Here is an 18,225-nt window from a genome sequence, read left to right as displayed (position 1 = left end):
GGCGGGGGGCGCCGCCATTCAGCCATTCGGCTAATGGCGCGCGCTGCGCGCCTATGCGATGCTGTGCCGTGTCGCGCCTAGCTGCGCAAGACCTTGGCGGCTTTCGCGCGCACCGGCGGCCTGAACAGCTTGACGGTGCGAATCGCCTGATCGTCGCTACGCATCACTTCCAGTTTGACTTCGCCGATCTGCACGCACACGTCGCCGTCGGGGATATCTTCGAGGATTTCGAGAATCAGGCCATTGAGCGTTTTCGGCCCGTCGGTGGGCAGCGCGAGTTGCAGCCAGCGGTTCAATTCGCGCAGCGGCATGCTGCCTGCCACGATGCATTCGCCGTTGTCGTTCCAGCCGCCGCGCGAATTGGCGCTACGCGGAATCGACGTGGTGAATTCACCGATCAGTTCTTCGATGATGTCTTCCGGCGTGACGAGGCCTTGCAACTCGCCATATTCGTTGACAACCAGCGCCGTGCGGTGACGGCTCTCCTGGAAGTATTGCAATTGCTGGAACACGGGCGTGCCGCTCGGCACGAAATACGGTTCGGCGAGCAACTCGCGCAGCGTCTCGCGCTCCAGTTCCTGGTTGTGCAGGGCGGCCAGCGTCTTGCGTACGTGCAGCACGCCGAGCACCCGGTCGATGTCGCCTTGATAAACGATCAGCTTGTTGTGATAGCAGGTTTCCAACTGATGCAGGATCTGTTCGAACGGCGCGTCGAAGTCGAGCGCCTCGATGCGGCGGCGCGGGATCATCACGTCGTCGACGGAAATGTTTTCGAGGTCGAACAGGTTCAGCAGAATGCTGCGGTGCTTGGTCGGCATGAAGCTGCCGGACTCGAGCACGATGGTGCGCAACTCTTCGGTGGACAGGCGCTGATCGCGCACGCCTTTCGTATTGATATGCAGCACGCGCAGGATGCCATTCGCAAACAGATTGACGAACCAGATGAGCGGTTTGGCAACGCGCATCATCGGCGCGATCAGCAGGCTGGCCGGCAGCGCGATCTTTTCCGGGAACGTTGCGCCGACGATTTTCGGCGTGATCTCCGCGAACACGATGATCAGAAACGCGACGATACCGGTCGCGATCGACAGCACCAGGTTATTGCGGCCGAACGTGTGCAGCGCGATCGAGGTGGTGAGCACCGGAATGATCGTATTGAACAGGTTGTTGCCGATCAGCACGACGCTCAGCAACTGATCGGTATGCGCGAGCAGACCCTGAGTGGTTTTGGCGCCGAGCGCATTCTGGTTGGCGAGATGTTTCAGGCGATGGCGGTTGATCGCCATCATCGCCGTTTCGGAGCTCGAAAAAAAACTCGAGCAGATAAGCAGCAGAAAGACGGCGCCGATCTGCGCCCATAAGGGAAGTTGTTCCACGCGTCGTGAAGGATAGGGGAAAGGATGGAGAGAATATAGCAGAGGGGTTTGCCAGAGCCTTCGCGGCTGGCGGCTAAAGACAGGGCGGGCGGCAGCGGCACAGGGCGTTGCGCGTGAAACTAGCAACTTGCGTGATCCAAAACAAAAAACCGCCGAGCAAGCTGGGCGGTTTTTTGAGCCTCGAACTAACAAGGCGAATCTGGTCGGGGTGAGAGGATTCGAACCTCCGGCCTCTACGTCCCGAACGTAGCGCTCTACCAGGCTAAGCTACACCCCGATTTTGTACTGCGGACTCGATTCAGACTAACCCGGCCTTTCAGTCTCGTTCAAGACTGTCTTGCCGTCGAGTAAGAACATAATTCTAGCAGGCTATCTTTGAAAATGGAATCCGGAAACGAAGAAATTGCGGTCGCGGCGGCCTGGGCTTCCTGTTTCGCGCATTCGAGCGTGTGATCCAGTGCGCCGGAACGCGTGATCGCCTCGAAAATGGTGTCGAAACGATCCGTGCCGCCTTGCTCGATTGCTTCCCGTGCCAGCGCCGATTGCTCCGGCGTGCCGCGTTCGATCAGATAGATCAGCGGGAGCGTGGGTTTGCCTTCGCGAAGGTCGTCGCCGGCATTTTTCCCCATCGATTCGGCCGTGCCCGTGTAGTCGAGCCAGTCGTCCATGATCTGGAACGCTGTGCCGATGCGCCGGCCGAATTCCGCCGCCGCCGCTTCGGTTTTCGCGTCCGAACCGGCCAGCACCGCGCCGAGTTGGGCCGCGGCCTCGAACAGCTTGGCTGTCTTGTAGCGAATCACCTGCATGTAGCGGGCTTCGTCCACGTCGGCGTCGTGCATGTTGAGGAGCTGCAGCACTTCGCCTTCGGAGATGATGTTGGTCGCCTCCGACAGAATTTCCATGACGCGCATCTTGCCCACGCCGACCATCATCTGGAACGAGCGCGAGTACAGGAAATCGCCCACCAGCACGCTCGCGGCGTTGCCGAACAGCGCGTTGGCCGTCTGACGGCCGCGCCGCAGGTCGGATTCGTCGACCACGTCGTCGTGAAGCAGCGTGGCCGTATGGATGAATTCGACGACCGCCGCCAGTTCATGCCGGTGCCCCGTGGTTTCACCCAGCGCGCCGGCCACCAGCAACAGCAGCGCGGGCCGCAGCCGTTTGCCGCCGGCGCTGATGATGTACTCGGAAATCTGGTTGATCAGCATCACGTCGGACGCAAGACGGTGCCGTATGACGCGATTGACCTGCTGCATGTCTTCGGCGATCGGAGCGAGCAGGCTGGCGGCGTTGGAGGAGGGAGTGGCAGTCGACGACATGATGGCTGAGTTGGGTAGTGCCGCGAATTATAAGGCGAATCGCGGCAGTTCCGGGTCGCAGGCTGCGGCGCGGGGCGTTCCGGGCTGCGGCAGAGCCGCGCGCCGCAGCTTTGCGGCAAGGCGCCGGGCGCGGCGCGCGGCGCGCGGCGGCTCTCAACGAGTTTTGACCGAGCAGCTAACTCTATGTATAATCACGGGTTTCCGCGCGCGGTGCGTGGGAAAAATGAACACAGAGTGAGGTTCTCAATGTACGCGGTCATAAAAACCGGTGGCAAGCAGTATAAAGTTGCCGTCGGCGAAAAACTTAAAGTAGAACAGATACCGGCAGACATTGACGCTGAAATCACGCTCGACCAGGTTCTCGCAGTGGGCGAAGGCGAATCGATTAAGTTCGGTACGCCGCTGGTCAGTGGGGCTTCCGTCAAGGCTACCGTCGTGTCGCAAGGTCGTCACGCAAAAGTGACCATCTTCAAGATGCGTCGCCGGAAGCACTACCAGAAGCATGGCGGCCACCGCCAGAACTATACCGAACTGCGCATCGACGCGATCAACGCGTAAGCGCACCGGTTAAGGAGCAAATCAAATGGCACACAAAAAGGCAGGCGGATCATCCCGCAACGGCCGCGACTCCGAATCGAAGCGCCTCGGCGTGAAGGTTTACGGCGGTCAGGCTATCAACGCTGGCGGCATCATCGTTCGCCAACGCGGCACGCGTATGCACCCGGGCGAAAACGTCGGTATCGGCAAGGATCACACCTTGTTCGCGCTGACGGACGGCCACGTCAATTTCTCGACGAAGGGCGCAGCGAAGAAGCACATGGTCAACGTCGTCCCGGCAGCAGTCTGAGCTTACTCAGGCACGGGCTTCAGGACCGGAAAAAAGGCCCCGCGAAGTTAGCGGGGCTTTTTTTATTCCGACATTTTTTTGCCGGATGAATGAACGCGAATGCATGCGCTCAGGCCGCGCGCCTATGCTGTTCGGTCGATTGATCAGCACGCGCCGGGCGCGGCAAAATAGCATCATCCAGTAGCAACCCAATCTAGCAGCACACCACGGGACGGAGTTACGCATGAAGTTCATTGACGAAGCGAGGATTGAAGTCATCGCCGGCGACGGAGGGGATGGCAGCGCGTCGATGCGCCGCGAGAAATTCGTTCCGTTCGGCGGCCCGGATGGCGGGGACGGCGGCCGGGGCGGCAGCGTGATCGCGGTCGCGGACCGCAACATCAATACGCTGATCGATTACCGCTACGCCAAGAAGCACCTGGCGCGCAACGGCGAAAACGGCCGCGGCGCGGACTGCTACGGCAAGGGCGGCGACGACATCACGCTGCGCATGCCGGTGGGCACCACGATCACCGACATGGAGACCGGCGAGCTGATCGCCGATCTGACCGAGCACAACCAGAGCGTGCAGATCGCTCAGGGCGGTGCGGGCGGTCTCGGTAACCTGCATTTCAAATCCAGTACGAACCGCGCGCCTCGTCAGAAGACCGACGGCAAGCCGGGCGAGCGCCGCATGGTGCGCCTCGAGCTGAAGGTGCTAGCGGACGTCGGTCTGCTCGGCATGCCGAACGCGGGCAAGTCGACCTTTATCGCGTCGGTGTCGAACGCAAGGCCGAAGATCGCCGATTACCCGTTCACCACGCTCGCGCCGAATCTCGGCGTGGTGCGTGTCGGGCCGAGCCGCAGCTTCGTGATCGCGGACATTCCCGGACTGATCGAAGGCGCGGCGGAGGGCGCGGGCCTCGGTCACCAGTTCCTGCGCCATCTGCAGCGCACGGGCTTGTTGCTGCATATCGTCGACCTCGCGCCGTTCGACGAATCTGTCGATCCGGTCGCGGAAGCCAAGGCGATCGTCAACGAACTGCGCAAGTACGACGAACTGCTGTATGAAAAGCCGCGCTGGCTCGTGTTGAACAAGCTGGATATGGTGCCGGAAGACGAGCGTGAAGCGCGGGTCTCGGCATTCATCGAAGGCTTCGGCTGGGATGGTCCGGTGTTCGAAATCTCGGCGCTGACCGGCCAGGGCTGTGAAAATCTTTGCTACGCGGTGTTCGATCACATCGCCGCGCATTCGGACGCACAGCGCGCGGCCGAAGCCGAAGATCTCGCCGCCGACGTCCGTTTCCGTGCAAAGCCGCAAGACCCTGTTGCAGCGGACGATTCCAGCGCCGACCCGCAACAATAAGAAGCTCGAGCACCGGCGCCTGAGTGGGTTGCCGGTCTGCACCACGCGTCATCTTGGAGACTGCGCACAATGCGTTCCGTCATCGCAGATTCACGGCGATTGGTAGTGAAAGTGGGTTCGAGCCTCGTCACGAATGACGGGCGCGGCCTCGATCATGCCGCTATCGGCCGGTGGGCCGGACAGATTGCCGCCCTGCGCGCGCAAGGCAAGGAGGTGGTGCTCGTGAGTTCGGGCGCCATTGCCGAAGGGATGCAACGGCTCGGCTGGACCAAGCGGCCGCGCGAGATCGACGAACTGCAAGCGGCTGCGGCCGTCGGTCAAATGGGTCTTGCGCAAGTCTACGAAAGCCGCTTTGCCGAGCATTCCATTCAGACCGCGCAGATTCTGCTGACTCACGCGGACCTGGCCGACCGCGAACGCTATCTGAATGCGCGCTCCACGCTGCTCACGCTTTTGCGCCTGGGCGTGGTGCCGATCATCAACGAGAACGACACGGTCGTCACCGACGAAATTAAATTCGGCGACAACGACACACTGGGCGCGCTCGTCGCGAACCTGATCGAAGGGGACGCGCTTGTCATCCTCACCGATCAGCAAGGGCTCTTTACCGCCGACCCGCGCAAGGATCCGGCCGCCACCCTCGTCCAGCAGGCCGATGCCGGCGCGCCAGAACTGGAAGCAATGGCGGGCGGCGCGGGCTCGAGCCTTGGGCGCGGCGGCATGCTGACCAAGATTCTGGCCGCTAAGCGCGCGGCTCACAGCGGCGCGAATACGGTGATCGCGAGCGGGCGCGAAGTGGACGTGTTGTCGCGGCTTGCATCGGGCGAGGCGATCGGCACGCAGTTGATCGCGCGCACGGCACGGATAGCGGCGCGCAAGCAATGGATGGCGGATCATCTGCAGGTGCGTGGCCATGTCGTGATCGACGACGGCGCAGTCGAAAAGCTCACTGAAGGCGGCAAGAGCCTGCTGCCCATTGGCATCGTCGGTGTTCAGGGCGCGTTTGCGCGCGGTGAGGTGATTGCCTGTCTGAGCGCCGCGGGCCGAGAAGTGGCGCGCGGCCTGACGAACTACAGCAGCGCTGAAACCAAGCTGATCCAACGGCGTCCGAGTGGCGAAATCGAATCGGTGCTCGGCTATATGCTGGAGCCTGAGTTGATTCACCGCGACAACCTGGTGTTGGTCTGAGTCACTAATCGGCGCGGGCGCAGGCGCGCGCACAAGCACGGCAAACAAAAAAGCCGTTCCAGCAGGAAGCTGGAACGGCTTTTTCTCGTCTGCTACTCAAACGCGCTCAAATTCAAGGCGCGCTCAGTAAAGTACCTCAGTGGATCAACGAACTCGCCGTGCGCTTGTAGCGGATGTTCTCCAGAATCGTCTTTGCATTCCCCATCGGCATCTTGTTCGCGCACAGATAATCCTGATACAGCGCGGCATGGTAAGCGTTCAGCGTGCCGTTCTCGATGCGCGTGAAATCATTCGCGACCGTTGTGTCCCACCCGTCGTGGTCCGCATTGAGGCCGGCATACAGGCGCCATTCGTATGTGTCGCAGCGGATCCCTTCGTAGTTCACGTTGCGAGCGCCGCTCGCGCTCGTCACGACCACCGTATAGCGGACCACGCCGTCGGAGCCGACGGTGAGCGAGTTGCGATCGACCGCGAACTGCAGCGGCGTATTGCCGGAAACTTCGAAGGGCAGCAGATTCGAGTCTTGTGGCAACGGCGGCAGAGTGCCCACCTTGTTCTCAACCCAGTTGCTCTGCCGGTCCAGCAAATACGTGAACGCGCTGTCGTCTTTATTGGTAGGTTTGCCGGCGCTCGAACAGCCAGCCAGCAGGGCGCCGGTGGCGACGCACGCCACGACGAGAGCAAGTGCTTTCAATATGATTTCCTCGAAACACTGGCGCGGCTCGACGAGCCGCGCCAGAGAGAGGCGGCGTGGACAGCCGCACAGAGTTGTTAATTGCGCACGCCCGGGCGGAACAGCGAGCCGGCCGTTTCGCGCGCCGATTCGTCTTCGTGTTCCGGCGCGGCACCTACCTCGGCCGTTGACCCGGAGCCCGGACCGCAATCGGACGCGATCGTTGCGTGAACCGATGTTTCGATGCTGACGGATGTCACCGAGGTTACGGTGGTCACCGTCATTACCGTGGAATCCGGCGGATTTTCCATTGACGACGCTATCCGGGGATAACGCGGCCCATGATGCCCGCCAGGTTTTTCCGCACGCGGCGCAGCCCGGCGCATGAAACGGGACAGCTCCGTCAGCGCCAACTGATACACATCCCGCTTGAACTCGATCACACAGTCGAGCGGCACCCAGTACTCGTTCCAGCGCCACGCATCGAACTCAGGGTGGTCGGTGGCGCGCAAGCAGATGTCGCAGTCGCGTCCAACCATCCGGAGCAAAAACCAGATTTGTTTCTGGCCGCGGTAATGACCGCGTACTTCGCGCTTGATGAACTTGTCAGGCACCTCGTAACGCAACCAGTCGCGCGTGCGACCAATCACCTTGACGTGCTCAGGAAGCAGCCCGGTTTCTTCGTGTAACTCCCGATACATCGCTTGCACGGGGGTCTCTCCGTACTTGATGCCCCCTTGCGGAAACTGCCAGGAATGTTCACGGAGCCGTTTGCCCCAAAACACCTCGTTGTGCGCGTTCAAGAGGATGATGCCGACGTTCGGGCGAAAGCCTTCACGATCCAGCATACAACCACCTTCGAATCCTTTAAAATTGCTTTGATTATAAACAGATAACGGACCTGACGCACCGATTCGCACCAGATTGGAACGATTCGCCGCAAAAGGCGCCGTGTTTGCGGTAGCCTGTCAGTCTTTCCGTGCCTTATCCCTTGTGCAAAGGCTTTGCGCGGCGGCCTGGGCGCCGCGGGCGGCCAGCGCTCAGTGTCATTGTCAGGTGAGCCGTGCCGGCTCAGAGCCGGATCTGTGTCGATTTCCCACCGTTTTCACCTTTCGGGCGGTCCCTCCGGAGCCGCCGCTTTTGGATAATCTGAATGAAAGCTTCCCGTTTCTTTATCGGTACCCTCAAAGAAGCTCCCGCCGACGCAGAGATCGTCAGCCACAAGCTCATGGTGCGTGCCGGCATGATCCGGCGCGTCGCCGGCGGTATCTATAACTACCTGCCGATCGGCCTGCGCTCGATCCGCAAGGTGGAAGCCATCGTGCGCGAAGAAATGAACCGGGCAGGCGCGATCGAGTTGTTGATGCCGGCCGTGCAGCCGGCCGAGTTGTGGCAGGAATCGGGCCGCTGGGAAAAGTACGGCCCCGAGCTGCTGCGCTTCAAGGACCGCAAGCAGTCCGATTTCGTGATCGGACCGACCCACGAAGAAGTGGTCACTGATATTGCGCGTAATCAGATCAAGAGCTATCGGCAGTTGCCGGTGAACTTCTATCAGGTCCAGACAAAGTTCCGCGACGAGATCCGTCCGCGTTTCGGCGTGATGCGCGGGCGCGAATTCATCATGAAAGATGCCTACTCGTTCGACAAGGACATGGACGGTCTGCGCGAGTCGTATCGCAAGATGTACGACGCGTACGTGCGCATCTTCACGCGCCTCGGTCTGGACTTCCGCGCGGTGGCGGCGGACAACGGTTCGATCGGCGGCAGCGGCTCGCACGAATTTCACGTGATTGCCGAGACCGGTGAAGACGCGATTGCCTATTGCCCGACCTCCGACTTCGCGGCGAACGTCGAGGCGGCTGAAGCGCTGCCGCTCCACGCGGAACGCGCGGCGCCCGCCGAGGAAATGAAGAAGACCGCCACGCCCGGCAAGGCAAAGTGCGAGGCCGTGGCCGAGCTGCTGAACATTCCGCTTGAGCGCACCATCAAGTCGATCATTCTCGCAACCGAGAACGAAGGCGCCGGGCCGACTATCTGGCTGCTGATGCTACGCGGCGACCACGATCTGAACGAGATCAAGGCGAGCAAGCTGCCGGGTCTGGCCGATTTCCGTATGGCGACCGAGGCTGAAATCATCGAAACCTTCGGCACGCCGCCGGGCTACCTCGGCCCGCTCAACACGAAGAAGCCGGTCAAGGTCGTGGCGGATCGCACGGTCGCGAACATGAGCGACTTCGTGGTCGGCTCGAACGAGGTGGATTACCACACCACCGGCGTGAACTGGGGCCGCGATCTGCCGGAACCGGTCGTCGCCGACATTCGCAACGTGAAGAAGGGCGATCCGTCGCCGGACGGCAAGGGTGTGATCGACATCTGCCGCGGTATCGAAGTGGGCCACGTGTTCCAGCTCGGCACCAAGTATTCCGAAGCCATGAACGCGACCTGCCTCGACGAAACCGGCAAGCCGCGCCCGATGGAAATGGGCTGCTACGGTATCGGCGTCACGCGTATCCTGGGCGCCGCGATCGAACAGAATTTCGACGATAGAGGCATCATCTGGCCGGAATCGATCGCGCCGTTCGAAGTCGTGCTGTGCCCGATGGGTTATGACCGCAGCGAAGCCGTGCGCGAGGCGGCCGACAAGCTGTACGCAACGCTCGTCGAGGCGGGCATCGACGTGATCCTCGACGACCGCGGCGAGCGCCCCGGCGTCATGTTCGCCGACTGGGAACTGATCGGTGTGCCGCATCGCCTCGTAATCGGCGACCGTGGCCTCAAGGACGGCAAGCTCGAATATCAGGGCCGCCGCGACGCTGAGGCGACGCTGCTGCCGGTCGAAGACGCCGCGCAAACGGTGATCGGCAAGGTTCGCGCAGCGTTGGCCCGCTAAGCGGAGCGGACGGTGGAGTACACCTTCCTGTCCGCGACCATCCTGCTGATTCTGATCACCGACCCGCTCGGCAACATTCCGCTCTTCATCAGCTGTCTGCGCGGTGTGTCGCCGAAGCGGCGCACGATCGTCATTCTCCGCGAGGTGGCGATCGCCTTCGCGATCCTGCTGATCTTCATGGTGGTCGGCGACGGCTTTCTGCGCATGATGAGCCTGACCGATCAGTCGCTGCGCATTGGCGGCGGGATCGTGCTGTTTCTCATCGCGCTGAGGATGGTGTTTCCGCACCCGGACGGTCCATTCGGCGGCGACACGCGCGGCGGCGAACCGTTGATCGTGCCGCTCGCCATTCCGGCGTTGGCGGGACCGTCCGCGTTGGCTACCGTGATGCTGCTGACGTCGCAGGCGCCTGGCAAGATGTTCGAGTGGATCGCCGCGCTGACCGTCACGATGATCGTCTGTGCGGTCGTGCTGATGCTGGCGGAACGCATTCAGGCGTGGCTCGGCGAGCGTGCCATGATGGCCTTCGAACGGTTGATGGGTCTCGTGCTGGTGGCGATTTCGGTCGAGATGATGCTTGGCGGTATCCGGTCGTTCGTGCATCAACTGTGATGCGGTAACCGCCGGGGCGCTGAGCCCCACAAAGTACAGCGCAAAGAAAAGCGGCCCGTCGTGGGCCGCTTTTCCGTGTCGATTCACCGCCCGCTGGCGGCCGCTTCAAAGAAGCCTCAAGCGCCTTCAGTCAGCGCGCGAATCGTGGGCAGGTTACGCCAGTAACCCTTCGCATCCATGCCGCAGCCGAACACATAACGGTCCGGCACTTCGAACCCGCAGTAATCCGGGCGCAGCGGCTTGGCCTTCGGAATGATCTTTTCGCACAGCACCGCGCTCAGGAAGCGCTTCGCGCCCATCGCGAGAATGCGGTCGCGGATCGCGGCCATCGTCTCGCCTTCGTCGAGAATATCGTCGAGCACCAGCACGACGCGATCCTTCACCGACTCCGCCGGCGCCACGCGCCATTGCATCTCGTTGCCGCCTTTGGTGGTGTTGCGGTAGCGGGTCAGATGGATGTAGTCGAACTCGAGCGGGAAATCGAGGTGCGGCAACAGCATGCCGGTGAAGACCGCCGCGCCGCCCATGACCGACAGCACGAGCGGGAAGTCCTCGCTCATCTCGTCGCGGATGGCGGCCGCCATGCCGCTGATCGACGCGTTGACGTCGTCGGCCGAAACGATTTCTTCGGAGTGGCTAAAAATGTGGAGAGCTTCTTCGCGGTTCATGACGTCTGACGGGCGGTGACTGTATACATAGTGTGAGTGAGGACGGCGGTGCGCGGTACAGAATAAACCCGCACAAAGCTGAAGTCAGCCGCGCGGAGTCAGGGTCGCGTTCCGTGGTTCATGCGCGGAACGCACGCCACTGTCTTGCTAAAGCTTAGCGCATGCCAGGCAACATGCCCTTCATGCCGCGCATCATCTTCTGCAGATTGCCGCCCTTGAGCTTTTTCATCATGGTGCGCATCTGGTCGTACTGATTCAGCATGCGGTTGACTTCCTGGACCTGCACGCCCGCGCCCGCGGCAATGCGGCGCTTGCGCGTGGCCTTGATCAGGTCGGGCTTCGCGCGTTCCAGCGGCGTCATGGAATTGATGATGCCTTCCATGCGGCGCATCTGCTTTTCGGCCTGGCCCATGTCGGCGCCGGCGGCGGCCTGCTGGAATTGCGCGGGCAATTTGTCCATCAGCGACGACAGGCCGCCCATGCCCTTCATTTGCGTCAGCTGTGCGCGGAAATCGTTCAGATCGAAGTCGCCGCCTTTCTTGACCTTGTCGGCGAGTTTCTGCGCCGCCTGAACGTCCACACCGCGCTGCGCTTCTTCGACGAGGGCAAGAATGTCGCCCATGCCGAGAATCCGGTTCGCCATGCGATCCGGGTGGAAGACTTCGAGGCCGTCGAGCTTTTCCGCGACGCCGACGAACTTGATCGGCTTGCCCGTGACATGGCGCACGGAGAGCGCCGCGCCGCCGCGCGAGTCGCCGTCGAGCTTGGTGAGGACCACGCCGGTGAGCGGCAGTGCGTCGCTAAAGGCCTTGGCGGTGTTCACCGCGTCCTGGCCGAGCATCGCGTCAACCACGAACAGCGTTTCCGCCGGTTTCAGCTCGGTGTGCAGCGCGGTGATTTCCTTCATCATCGCTTCGTCGATGCCGAGACGGCCGGCCGTGTCGACCAGCAGCACGTCGTGATAGTGGCGCTTGGCCCAATCCACGGCGGCGCGCGCGATGTCGACCGGTTTCTGGTCCGGTTCGGACGGGAAGAAATCCGCGCCGACCTGCTCGGTCACCGTCTTCAACTGCGCGATAGCGGCAGGGCGGTAGACGTCGCACGAAACGGTCAGTACTTTCTTCTTGTACTTTTCGCGCAGCAGCTTGGCGAGCTTGCCGACGGTGGTCGTTTTACCGGCGCCTTGCAGGCCCGCCATCAGGATGACGGCCGGCGGCGTGACGGCGAGGTTGAGTTCGACCGCCTTGCCTTCGTAGTCGCCGCCGATGATCGCGGTCAGTTCGCGCTGCACCACGCCAACGAGCGCCTGGCCCGGCGACAGGCTGCTGATGACTTCCTCGCCGAGCGCCTTTTCCTTCACCTTGGCGATGAACTCGCGCACGACGGGCAGCGCCACGTCGGCCTCGAGCAGCGCGAGACGCACCTCGCGCAGCATTTCCTGGGTGTTCGCCTCGGTGAGCCGGGCTTCGCCGCGCAGCGTCTTGACGACGCGCGCCATCCGTTGAGTCAGATTGTCGAGCATGGGGAGCGATGAACAGTGCGGCCGGAGCGGGGCGCGATGCAGGAGACGTCGCGGAGCAGGGGCCTAGTGTAAACTTCGAATATGGATATTGTACTGTATGCCCTCACTGCGCTCCTCTACGGCGGTTTAGCCGTGGCCGGCTGGCGCTCGCACCGGCACGCCGCCGTGCGCCCCATGCTCGAAAGCGTGCCGCCAGTGCCGGCCGCCGCGGGCGGTTCGGCCGCTTCGGGCATGAGCACGTCGGGCCGCGCGCTGCTGTTCGTGGCGCTGCTCGCTCACGGCGTGCTGCTGCATACCACCATCTTTCCCCAGAACGCGATGGTGTTCGGTTTCGCGTTCGCGCTGTCGGCTATGTTCTGGCTGGGCGCCGGCATCTACTGGATCGAGAGTTTTTTCTTTCCGCTCGACGGTTTGCGCCTGCTGGTTCTGCCGCTCGCGTGCGTCGCCTCGCTGTTGCCGCTTGCGTTCAACGGCGTGCGCGTGCTGCCGTATTCCGCCGCGCCAATGTTCAAGCTGCACTTCCTGATCGCCAACATCGCGTATGGTCTGTTTGCGATCGCGGCGCTGCATGCGGTTCTGATGCTGCTGGTCGAGCGGCGTCTGCACGCCATGCGCGGCGGCGTCGCCCAGCGGCATGCGGCCGCGGCGGGCAACGGCTGGTTGTCGAGCTGGCTCGATACGCTGCCGCCGCTCCTCACGCTGGAGAAGCTGCTGTTCCGTCTGATCGGCGCGGGTTTCGTCCTGCTGACGCTCACGCTGGTGTCGGGCATCCTGTTCAGCGAGCAATTGGTCGACCGTGCGTTGCAACTCGATCACAAGACCGTGTTCGCGATTCTTTCCTGGGTGATGTTCGGCGCGCTGCTGACCGCGCGCAAGGTTTCCGGCTGGCGCGGCCGTGCGGCATTGCGCTGGGTGCTGGCGTCGTTCGTCGCGCTGTTGCTGGCGTACGTCGGCAGCCGTTTTGTTTTCGAGGTGCTGTTGCACCGTGCTGTAGTGTGAGCGTGTCCCATGCGACAAATATTTCTGTTGATCCTGTTGTTCATCGTCGGCCAGTGGCTGGTGAAGGCGCTGCGTCGTCATGACGCGCAGGCGTCCCAGCGCAACGGTACCGGCGCCAATGGCGCCGCGGGTGCAAAAGGCCCGAATGGTCCGAACGGCGGCGCGCGCGCTTCCGCGCCGGCGCAACTCGCCGAGCCGATGATCCGTTGTGTCGAATGCGGCGTGCACGCGCCGAAGAGCGATTCCGTGGTGGTGGCGGGGCAGCCGTTCTGCTGCGCCGCGCACGCGCAGCGTCACGGCGCGCGACCCACGGGCCGCGACGCTCGATGAGCGTCGAGTTCACCGTCGACGCCGACGGTTGGGTCGCCGCCGCACGCAAACTGCCATCGCCGAATTTCGAAGCGCGGCTCGACGGGGCCGAGCCGACGCTGATCGTCGTCCACAACATCAGCCTGCCGCCCAACGAATTCGGCGGCACCGCAATCGCCGAACTGTTCCTCAACACGCTCGATTGCGACGCTCACCCGTACTATGACTCGCACCTGCGCGGCGTGCGGGTGTCGGCGCATTTCGTGATTCATCGCGACGGCGCGCTCGAGCAATTCGTGTCGTGCAACGAACGCGCGTGGCACGCCGGGCCGTCGAATTTTTTCGGCCGCCAGCGTTGCAATGATTTCTCGATCGGTATCGAGTTGGAAGGCAGCGACACCACGCCTTTCGAAGCGGCGCAATACCGCACGCTCGGCGCCTTGGTGAACGCGCTGAAGGCGCGCTATCCGGTCGAGGCGCTTGCCGGTCACTCGGACATCGCCCCCGGTCGCAAGACCGATCCGGGGCCGCATTTCGACTGGCAGCGTCTGCAGCGCGACACCTCGCTCGCCGCTCAGTATTTCCCCTATCTCAAGTTTTCCAAAACGCGGTAACGGCCCTTCGTGCGACTTCGCGTGATGCGAGGAGAACAAGGCGCTGCCTTGTTCTCCGGGGAGTCGGCTTCGCGCCGCGCGATGCGTTGTCAACCCTTTCGAAACAAAATAAAACGATTTGACCTGTCTCGAATCTCCACTATACTTGGTGCCACAAAACCCGTTGTGCACTATATCTTGTGTTGTGCTGTGCATAACCATGTGAATAACCTGGTGCACAACTGGGTGAATAAGTCAGCGGCGCCCCGCTCCCGAGCACGGCGCCGCAAGCATTCCAGGCAGAGAAAAAATTCCTGTGGCGCGGCCGGCGAGACCACCGGCGGCATCCAGAAAACCTTCAGGAAAAGGGCTTAGCCAGTGATCGCGACACACACCGTGAAGACCGTTATCAATTCGAATCAGGCTTCATCGCTGTCGCATCCCGCCACCCGGCTCAGCCGGCCTTTTTCCTGCACCCCATCGCTTGCGCACGCGCCGGCGCAGCGGTCGTTTTAATCCGCGGATCTTCCCGCAACATTTCCAGGACCAGGAGCTTTGCACATGCAAACCACCGACAACGTGACGACCCGGTATGAGGGCTCACCGACTGGCCAGGCCTTTGGCCAGGCACAAGGCGCACAAGCGCTCGCGCCGCAAGCGACCTTCGCCGACTACAAGGTGATCCGTCGTAACGGCAGTGTCGTGTCGTTCGAACCGTCGAAAATCGCCATCGCCGTGACGAAGGCATTTCTGGCCGTCAACGGTGGTCAAGGCGCCGCGTCGGCGCGCGTGCGCGAACTGGTCGAGCAACTCACGCAGAACGTGGTGCGCGCGCTCGTGCGCAGCCGCCCGAACGGCGGTACGTTCCATATCGAAGACATTCAGGATCAGGTGGAACTCGCGCTGATGCGCGGCGGCGAGCACAACGTCGCGCGTGCGTACGTGCTGTATCGCGAGAAGCGCACCCAGGCTCGCGGTCATGACGATCAGATCGTGGCGAACACGCCGGGTCTGAACGTGACCGACAACGGCGTCACGCGTCCGCTGGACATGGCCGCGCTGCGCGGCATCATCGAACTGGCTTGCTCGAACCTGGGCGACGCGGTGAGCGCCGATCCGATCATCGCGGAAACGGTCAAGAATCTGTACGACGGCGTGCCGATGAGCCAGGTCTACGATTCGGCGATCCTGGCTGCCCGCACGATGATCGAAAAGGATCCGGCTTATAGCCAGGTCACCGCGCGCATCCTGCTGCACACCATTCGTCGCGAGATCCTCGAAGAGGAAGTCACGCAAACGGAAATGGGCGAGCGCTACGCGGAATACTTCCCGCAGTTCATCAAGCGCGGCGTGCAAGCCGAACTGCTCGACGACAAGCTGCTGCAGTTCGACCTGAAGCGTCTCGGCGCCGCGCTCGACAACAACCGCGACCTGCAATTCGGCTACCTCGGTCTGCAAACGTTGTACGACCGCTACTTCCTGCATCACGACGGCGTGCGCATCGAAATGCCGCAGGCATTCTTTATGCGTGTCGCGATGGGCCTGTCGCTGAACGAGATCGACCGTGAAGCGCGCGCGATCGAGTTTTACAACGTGCTGTCGACCTTCGACTTCATGTCGTCCACGCCCACTTTGTTCAACTCGGGCACCCGCCGCTCGCAACTGTCGTCGTGCTACCTGACCACGGTCGACGACGACCTCGACGGCATCTACGAAGCGCTGAAGGAAAACGCGCTGCTGTCGAAGTTCGCCGGCGGTCTGGGCAACGACTGGACGCGCGTGCGTGCGCTCGGTTCGCACATCAAGGGCACCAACGGCAAGTCGCAAGGCGTGGTGCCGTTCCTGAAAGTGGTGAACGACACGGCGGTCGCCGTGAACCAGGGCGGCAAGCGCAAGGGCGCGGTGTGCGCGTACCTGGAAACGTGGCACCTGGACATCGAGGAATTCCTCGAACTGCGCAAGAACACCGGCGACGACCGCCGACGTACCCACGACATGAACACGGCGAACTGGATTCCCGACCTGTTCATGAAGCGCGTGATGGAAGGCGGCGACTGGACGCTGTTCTCGCCGTCCACCTGCCCGGACCTGCACGACAAGTTCGGCGCCGAGTTCGAAACGGCTTACACGGCTTACGAAGACAAGGTCGCGCGCGGCGAGATCAAGCTGTTCAAGAAGATCCCCGCGGCGCAACTGTGGCGCAAGATGCTGGGCATGCTGTTCGAAACCGGCCACCCGTGGATCACGTTTAAGGATCCGTGCAATGTGCGCTCGCCGCAACAGCACGTCGGCGTCGTCCACTCGTCGAACCTGTGCACGGAAATCACGCTGAACACGAGCGACGCTGAAATCGCCGTCTGCAACCTGGGCTCCGTGAACCTCGTCGCTCACCTGAAGGAACAGGCCGACGGCACGCTCGTGCTCGACCACGACAAGCTCAAGCGCACCGTCAGCGTGGCGATGCGCATGCTCGACAACGTGATCGACATCAACTACTACGCGGTCGCCAAGGCGCGTAACTCGAACCTGAAGCACCGTCCGGTCGGCATGGGCATCATGGGCTTCCAGGACTGCCTGCACCTGCTGCGCACGCCGTACGCGTCGGAAGAAGCGGTCAAGTTCGCCGACACGTCGATGGAAGCGGTCTGTTACTACGCTTACTACGCGTCGACGGAACTGGCGCAGGAGCGCGGCCGTTACTCCAGCTACCGTGGCTCGCTGTGGGATCGCGGCATCCTCCCGCAAGACTCGGTGAAGCTGCTCGCCGAAGCACGCGGCGGTTATGTGGAAGTCGATTCGAGCGAGTCGATGGACTGGACCGAGTTGCGTTCGCGCATCGCCACCTACGGCATGCGCAACTCGAACTGCGTCGCGATCGCGCCGACGGCGACGATCTCGAACATCATCGGCGTGTCGGCCTGTATCGAACCGACCTTCCAGAACCTGTATGTGAAGTCGAATCTGTCGGGCGAATTCACGGTGGTCAACGACTACCTGGTGCGCGACCTGAAGGCACGCGGCCTGTGGGACGAAGTGATGGTCGCCGACCTGAAGTACTTCGACGGCACGCTCTCGCGCATCGACCGTATTCCGGCCGACCTGCGCGCGATCTACGCCACCGCGTTCGAAGTCGATCCGAAGTGGCTGGTCGAAGCGGCGTCGCGTCGTCAGAAGTGGATCGACCAGGCGCAGTCGCTGAACATCTACATGGGCGGCGCATCGGGTAAGAAGCTCGACGAGATCTACAAGCTCGCCTGGGTGCGTGGCCTGAAGACCACGTACTACCTCCGCACGATGGCGGCGACCCACGTCGAGAAATCGACGGTGGCGCACGGCGCGCTGAATGCGGTGAGCTCGGGTGGCGGCGAAGGTTCGGGCGGTGCCGCGGGTGGCGCAGCCGGTGGTTTCGGTGCGAACAACGGTGCGGCTGGTGGTGCCGCAGGTGGCTTTCAGGCTGCAGCGGCCGCGCCAGCAGTCGCGGTTGAAGCAGCGCCGGAAGCGGATGGTCCGGTGTGCATGATGCGTCCGGGCGATCCTGGCTTCGACGAGTGCGAGGCTTGCCAGTAACAGGCAGGCAAGCACGAAGCCGGCAGCAGGATCGCTGCTTGCTGACGGGTTGTAGGTAATGACCCGCATGCAGCGAGCAGCGAACCAGATAGAAGACAGATAGAAGTGAATGGAAGTGGAGTCGATGAGCGGCGCGGCGAGTGAAGTACGAAGCGCGCCGCTCATCGCACCGGTAGCGAAGCAGCGCAGTTCGCTGAAGTGGCGAAGCGGCCATCGTGACCCGGTCAATCAGCAGTCAGCAGTCGGCAGCACCAGACGAAGCGCGCGACACAGTGCGCGCACTACACGCTTCGATCGATGGTCGATCGACACGCCGG

The 18,225-nt window shown here is 62.4% G+C and carries 16 protein-coding genes and 1 tRNA gene; 10 read left to right on the top strand and 7 right to left on the bottom strand.

Translation table 11 applies throughout. From position 1 onward, the window contains the following. Positions 1 to 77 precede the first annotated feature (77 nt). The 3 genes from PDMSB3_RS17880 to PDMSB3_RS17870 all read right to left on the bottom strand — a co-directional run bounded on the left by PDMSB3_RS17880 (position 78) and on the right by PDMSB3_RS17870 (position 2,695). Entirely contained in the window at positions 78 to 1,376 is a 1,299-nt protein-coding gene (locus PDMSB3_RS17880; protein WP_007180327.1) for an HlyC/CorC family transporter, read from the bottom strand. Positions 1,377 to 1,576: 200 nt separating this feature from the next. Then, positions 1,577 to 1,653 (bottom strand) — tRNA-Pro (locus PDMSB3_RS17875). Between the two features lie 49 nt (positions 1,654 to 1,702). Continuing rightward, positions 1,703 to 2,695, bottom strand: a complete 993-nt coding sequence (locus tag PDMSB3_RS17870; RefSeq protein ID WP_007180328.1) for a polyprenyl synthetase family protein — start codon at positions 2,693 to 2,695, stop codon at positions 1,703 to 1,705. 246 nt (positions 2,696 to 2,941) lie between these two features. Between PDMSB3_RS17870 and rplU the strand changes: the two genes are divergently transcribed. From rplU to proB, 4 genes are all read left to right on the top strand, one after another. Next, positions 2,942 to 3,253 carry a 50S ribosomal protein L21 gene (rplU, locus tag PDMSB3_RS17865; RefSeq protein WP_007180329.1) on the top strand — a complete coding sequence of 104 codons (312 nt, stop codon included), beginning with the start codon at positions 2,942 to 2,944 and terminating at the stop codon, positions 3,251 to 3,253. Between the two features lie 25 nt (positions 3,254 to 3,278). Next, a complete protein-coding gene (gene rpmA / locus PDMSB3_RS17860) occupies positions 3,279 to 3,542 on the top strand; it encodes a 50S ribosomal protein L27 (RefSeq protein ID WP_007180330.1) in 264 nt (87 codons plus the stop codon). 223 nt (positions 3,543 to 3,765) lie between these two features. Then, positions 3,766 to 4,887: an Obg family GTPase CgtA gene (cgtA, locus tag PDMSB3_RS17855; protein WP_007180331.1), complete on the top strand. Its 1,122-nt coding sequence runs from the start codon at positions 3,766 to 3,768 to the stop codon at positions 4,885 to 4,887. Between the two features lie 69 nt (positions 4,888 to 4,956). Further along, positions 4,957 to 6,075, top strand: coding sequence for a glutamate 5-kinase (gene proB / locus PDMSB3_RS17850; RefSeq protein ID WP_007180332.1), 1,119 nt, complete (start codon positions 4,957 to 4,959; stop codon positions 6,073 to 6,075). Positions 6,076 to 6,211: 136 nt separating this feature from the next. Here the strand turns inward: proB and PDMSB3_RS17845 are convergent, their stop codons facing one another. Both PDMSB3_RS17845 and PDMSB3_RS17840 read right to left on the bottom strand, forming a co-directional pair. Further along, complete coding sequence (locus tag PDMSB3_RS17845; RefSeq protein ID WP_007180333.1) at positions 6,212 to 6,769, bottom strand: CNP1-like family protein; 558 nt, start codon at positions 6,767 to 6,769, stop codon at positions 6,212 to 6,214. A 77-nt stretch (positions 6,770 to 6,846) separates the two neighbouring features. Then, positions 6,847 to 7,596 carry an RNA pyrophosphohydrolase gene (locus tag PDMSB3_RS17840; RefSeq protein ID WP_007180334.1) on the bottom strand — a complete coding sequence of 250 codons (750 nt, stop codon included), beginning with the start codon at positions 7,594 to 7,596 and terminating at the stop codon, positions 6,847 to 6,849. 305 nt (positions 7,597 to 7,901) lie between these two features. On the opposite strand from PDMSB3_RS17840, the gene PDMSB3_RS17835 reads away from it, so the two are divergent. Together PDMSB3_RS17835 and PDMSB3_RS17830 are read left to right on the top strand one after the other, a co-directional pair. Then, on the top strand, positions 7,902 to 9,638 hold the full coding sequence (locus PDMSB3_RS17835) for a proline--tRNA ligase (protein ID WP_165187096.1): 1,737 nt from the start codon (positions 7,902 to 7,904) through the stop codon (positions 9,636 to 9,638). Between the two features lie 12 nt (positions 9,639 to 9,650). Further along, a complete protein-coding gene (locus PDMSB3_RS17830; protein ID WP_007180336.1) occupies positions 9,651 to 10,250 on the top strand; it encodes a MarC family protein in 600 nt (199 codons plus the stop codon). Positions 10,251 to 10,366: 116 nt separating this feature from the next. Here the strand turns inward: PDMSB3_RS17830 and PDMSB3_RS17825 are convergent, their stop codons facing one another. Both PDMSB3_RS17825 and ffh read right to left on the bottom strand, forming a co-directional pair. After that, positions 10,367 to 10,918 carry a hypoxanthine-guanine phosphoribosyltransferase gene (locus tag PDMSB3_RS17825; protein WP_007180337.1) on the bottom strand — a complete coding sequence of 184 codons (552 nt, stop codon included), beginning with the start codon at positions 10,916 to 10,918 and terminating at the stop codon, positions 10,367 to 10,369. 154 nt (positions 10,919 to 11,072) lie between these two features. Then, positions 11,073 to 12,440, bottom strand: coding sequence for a signal recognition particle protein (gene ffh, locus PDMSB3_RS17820; RefSeq protein WP_007180338.1), 1,368 nt, complete (start codon positions 12,438 to 12,440; stop codon positions 11,073 to 11,075). 81 nt (positions 12,441 to 12,521) lie between these two features. On the opposite strand from ffh, the gene PDMSB3_RS17815 reads away from it, so the two are divergent. From PDMSB3_RS17815 to PDMSB3_RS17800, 4 genes are all read left to right on the top strand, one after another. Continuing rightward, positions 12,522 to 13,439 carry a cytochrome C assembly family protein gene (locus PDMSB3_RS17815; protein ID WP_007180339.1) on the top strand — a complete coding sequence of 306 codons (918 nt, stop codon included), beginning with the start codon at positions 12,522 to 12,524 and terminating at the stop codon, positions 13,437 to 13,439. A 9-nt stretch (positions 13,440 to 13,448) separates the two neighbouring features. After that, positions 13,449 to 13,769: a PP0621 family protein gene (locus PDMSB3_RS17810; protein WP_007180340.1), complete on the top strand. Its 321-nt coding sequence runs from the start codon at positions 13,449 to 13,451 to the stop codon at positions 13,767 to 13,769. Then, entirely contained in the window at positions 13,766 to 14,362 is a 597-nt protein-coding gene (gene ampD, locus PDMSB3_RS17805) for a 1,6-anhydro-N-acetylmuramyl-L-alanine amidase AmpD (RefSeq protein ID WP_165187094.1), read from the top strand. Before PDMSB3_RS17810 ends, ampD begins: the two co-directional genes overlap by 4 nt. Before the next feature lie 540 nt (positions 14,363 to 14,902). Continuing rightward, positions 14,903 to 17,908, top strand: coding sequence for a ribonucleoside-diphosphate reductase subunit alpha (locus PDMSB3_RS17800; RefSeq protein ID WP_165187092.1), 3,006 nt, complete (start codon positions 14,903 to 14,905; stop codon positions 17,906 to 17,908). Positions 17,909 to 18,225: the final 317 nt, after the last annotated feature.

Origin of the sequence: Paraburkholderia dioscoreae (assembly GCF_902459535.1) — a bacterium.
GTDB classification, from domain to species: Bacteria; Pseudomonadota; Gammaproteobacteria; order Burkholderiales; family Burkholderiaceae; genus Paraburkholderia; species Paraburkholderia dioscoreae.
The sequence above is the reverse complement of the archived record's forward strand: the minus strand, read 5'-3'. Positions and strand labels throughout refer to the sequence as shown.

What these genes read in the sequence shown, in the direction of transcription:
- PDMSB3_RS17870 (WP_007180328.1), bottom strand. Translation starts at nt 2,695, where the DNA reads ATGTCGTCGACTGCCACTCCCTCCTCCAACGCCGCCAGCCTGCTCGCT.
- rplU (WP_007180329.1), top strand. Translation starts at nt 2,942, where the DNA reads ATGTACGCGGTCATAAAAACCGGTGGCAAGCAGTATAAAGTTGCCGTC.
- rpmA (WP_007180330.1), top strand. Translation starts at nt 3,279, where the DNA reads ATGGCACACAAAAAGGCAGGCGGATCATCCCGCAACGGCCGCGACTCC.
- cgtA (WP_007180331.1), top strand. Translation starts at nt 3,766, where the DNA reads ATGAAGTTCATTGACGAAGCGAGGATTGAAGTCATCGCCGGCGACGGA.
- proB (WP_007180332.1), top strand. Translation starts at nt 4,957, where the DNA reads ATGCGTTCCGTCATCGCAGATTCACGGCGATTGGTAGTGAAAGTGGGT.
- PDMSB3_RS17840 (WP_007180334.1), bottom strand. Translation starts at nt 7,596, where the DNA reads ATGCTGGATCGTGAAGGCTTTCGCCCGAACGTCGGCATCATCCTCTTG.
- PDMSB3_RS17835 (WP_165187096.1), top strand. Translation starts at nt 7,902, where the DNA reads ATGAAAGCTTCCCGTTTCTTTATCGGTACCCTCAAAGAAGCTCCCGCC.
- PDMSB3_RS17825 (WP_007180337.1), bottom strand. Translation starts at nt 10,918, where the DNA reads ATGAACCGCGAAGAAGCTCTCCACATTTTTAGCCACTCCGAAGAAATC.
- ffh (WP_007180338.1), bottom strand. Translation starts at nt 12,440, where the DNA reads ATGCTCGACAATCTGACTCAACGGATGGCGCGCGTCGTCAAGACGCTG.
- PDMSB3_RS17815 (WP_007180339.1), top strand. Translation starts at nt 12,522, where the DNA reads ATGGATATTGTACTGTATGCCCTCACTGCGCTCCTCTACGGCGGTTTA.
- PDMSB3_RS17810 (WP_007180340.1), top strand. Translation starts at nt 13,449, where the DNA reads ATGCGACAAATATTTCTGTTGATCCTGTTGTTCATCGTCGGCCAGTGG.
- ampD (WP_165187094.1), top strand. Translation starts at nt 13,766, where the DNA reads ATGAGCGTCGAGTTCACCGTCGACGCCGACGGTTGGGTCGCCGCCGCA.
- PDMSB3_RS17800 (WP_165187092.1), top strand. Translation starts at nt 14,903, where the DNA reads ATGCAAACCACCGACAACGTGACGACCCGGTATGAGGGCTCACCGACT.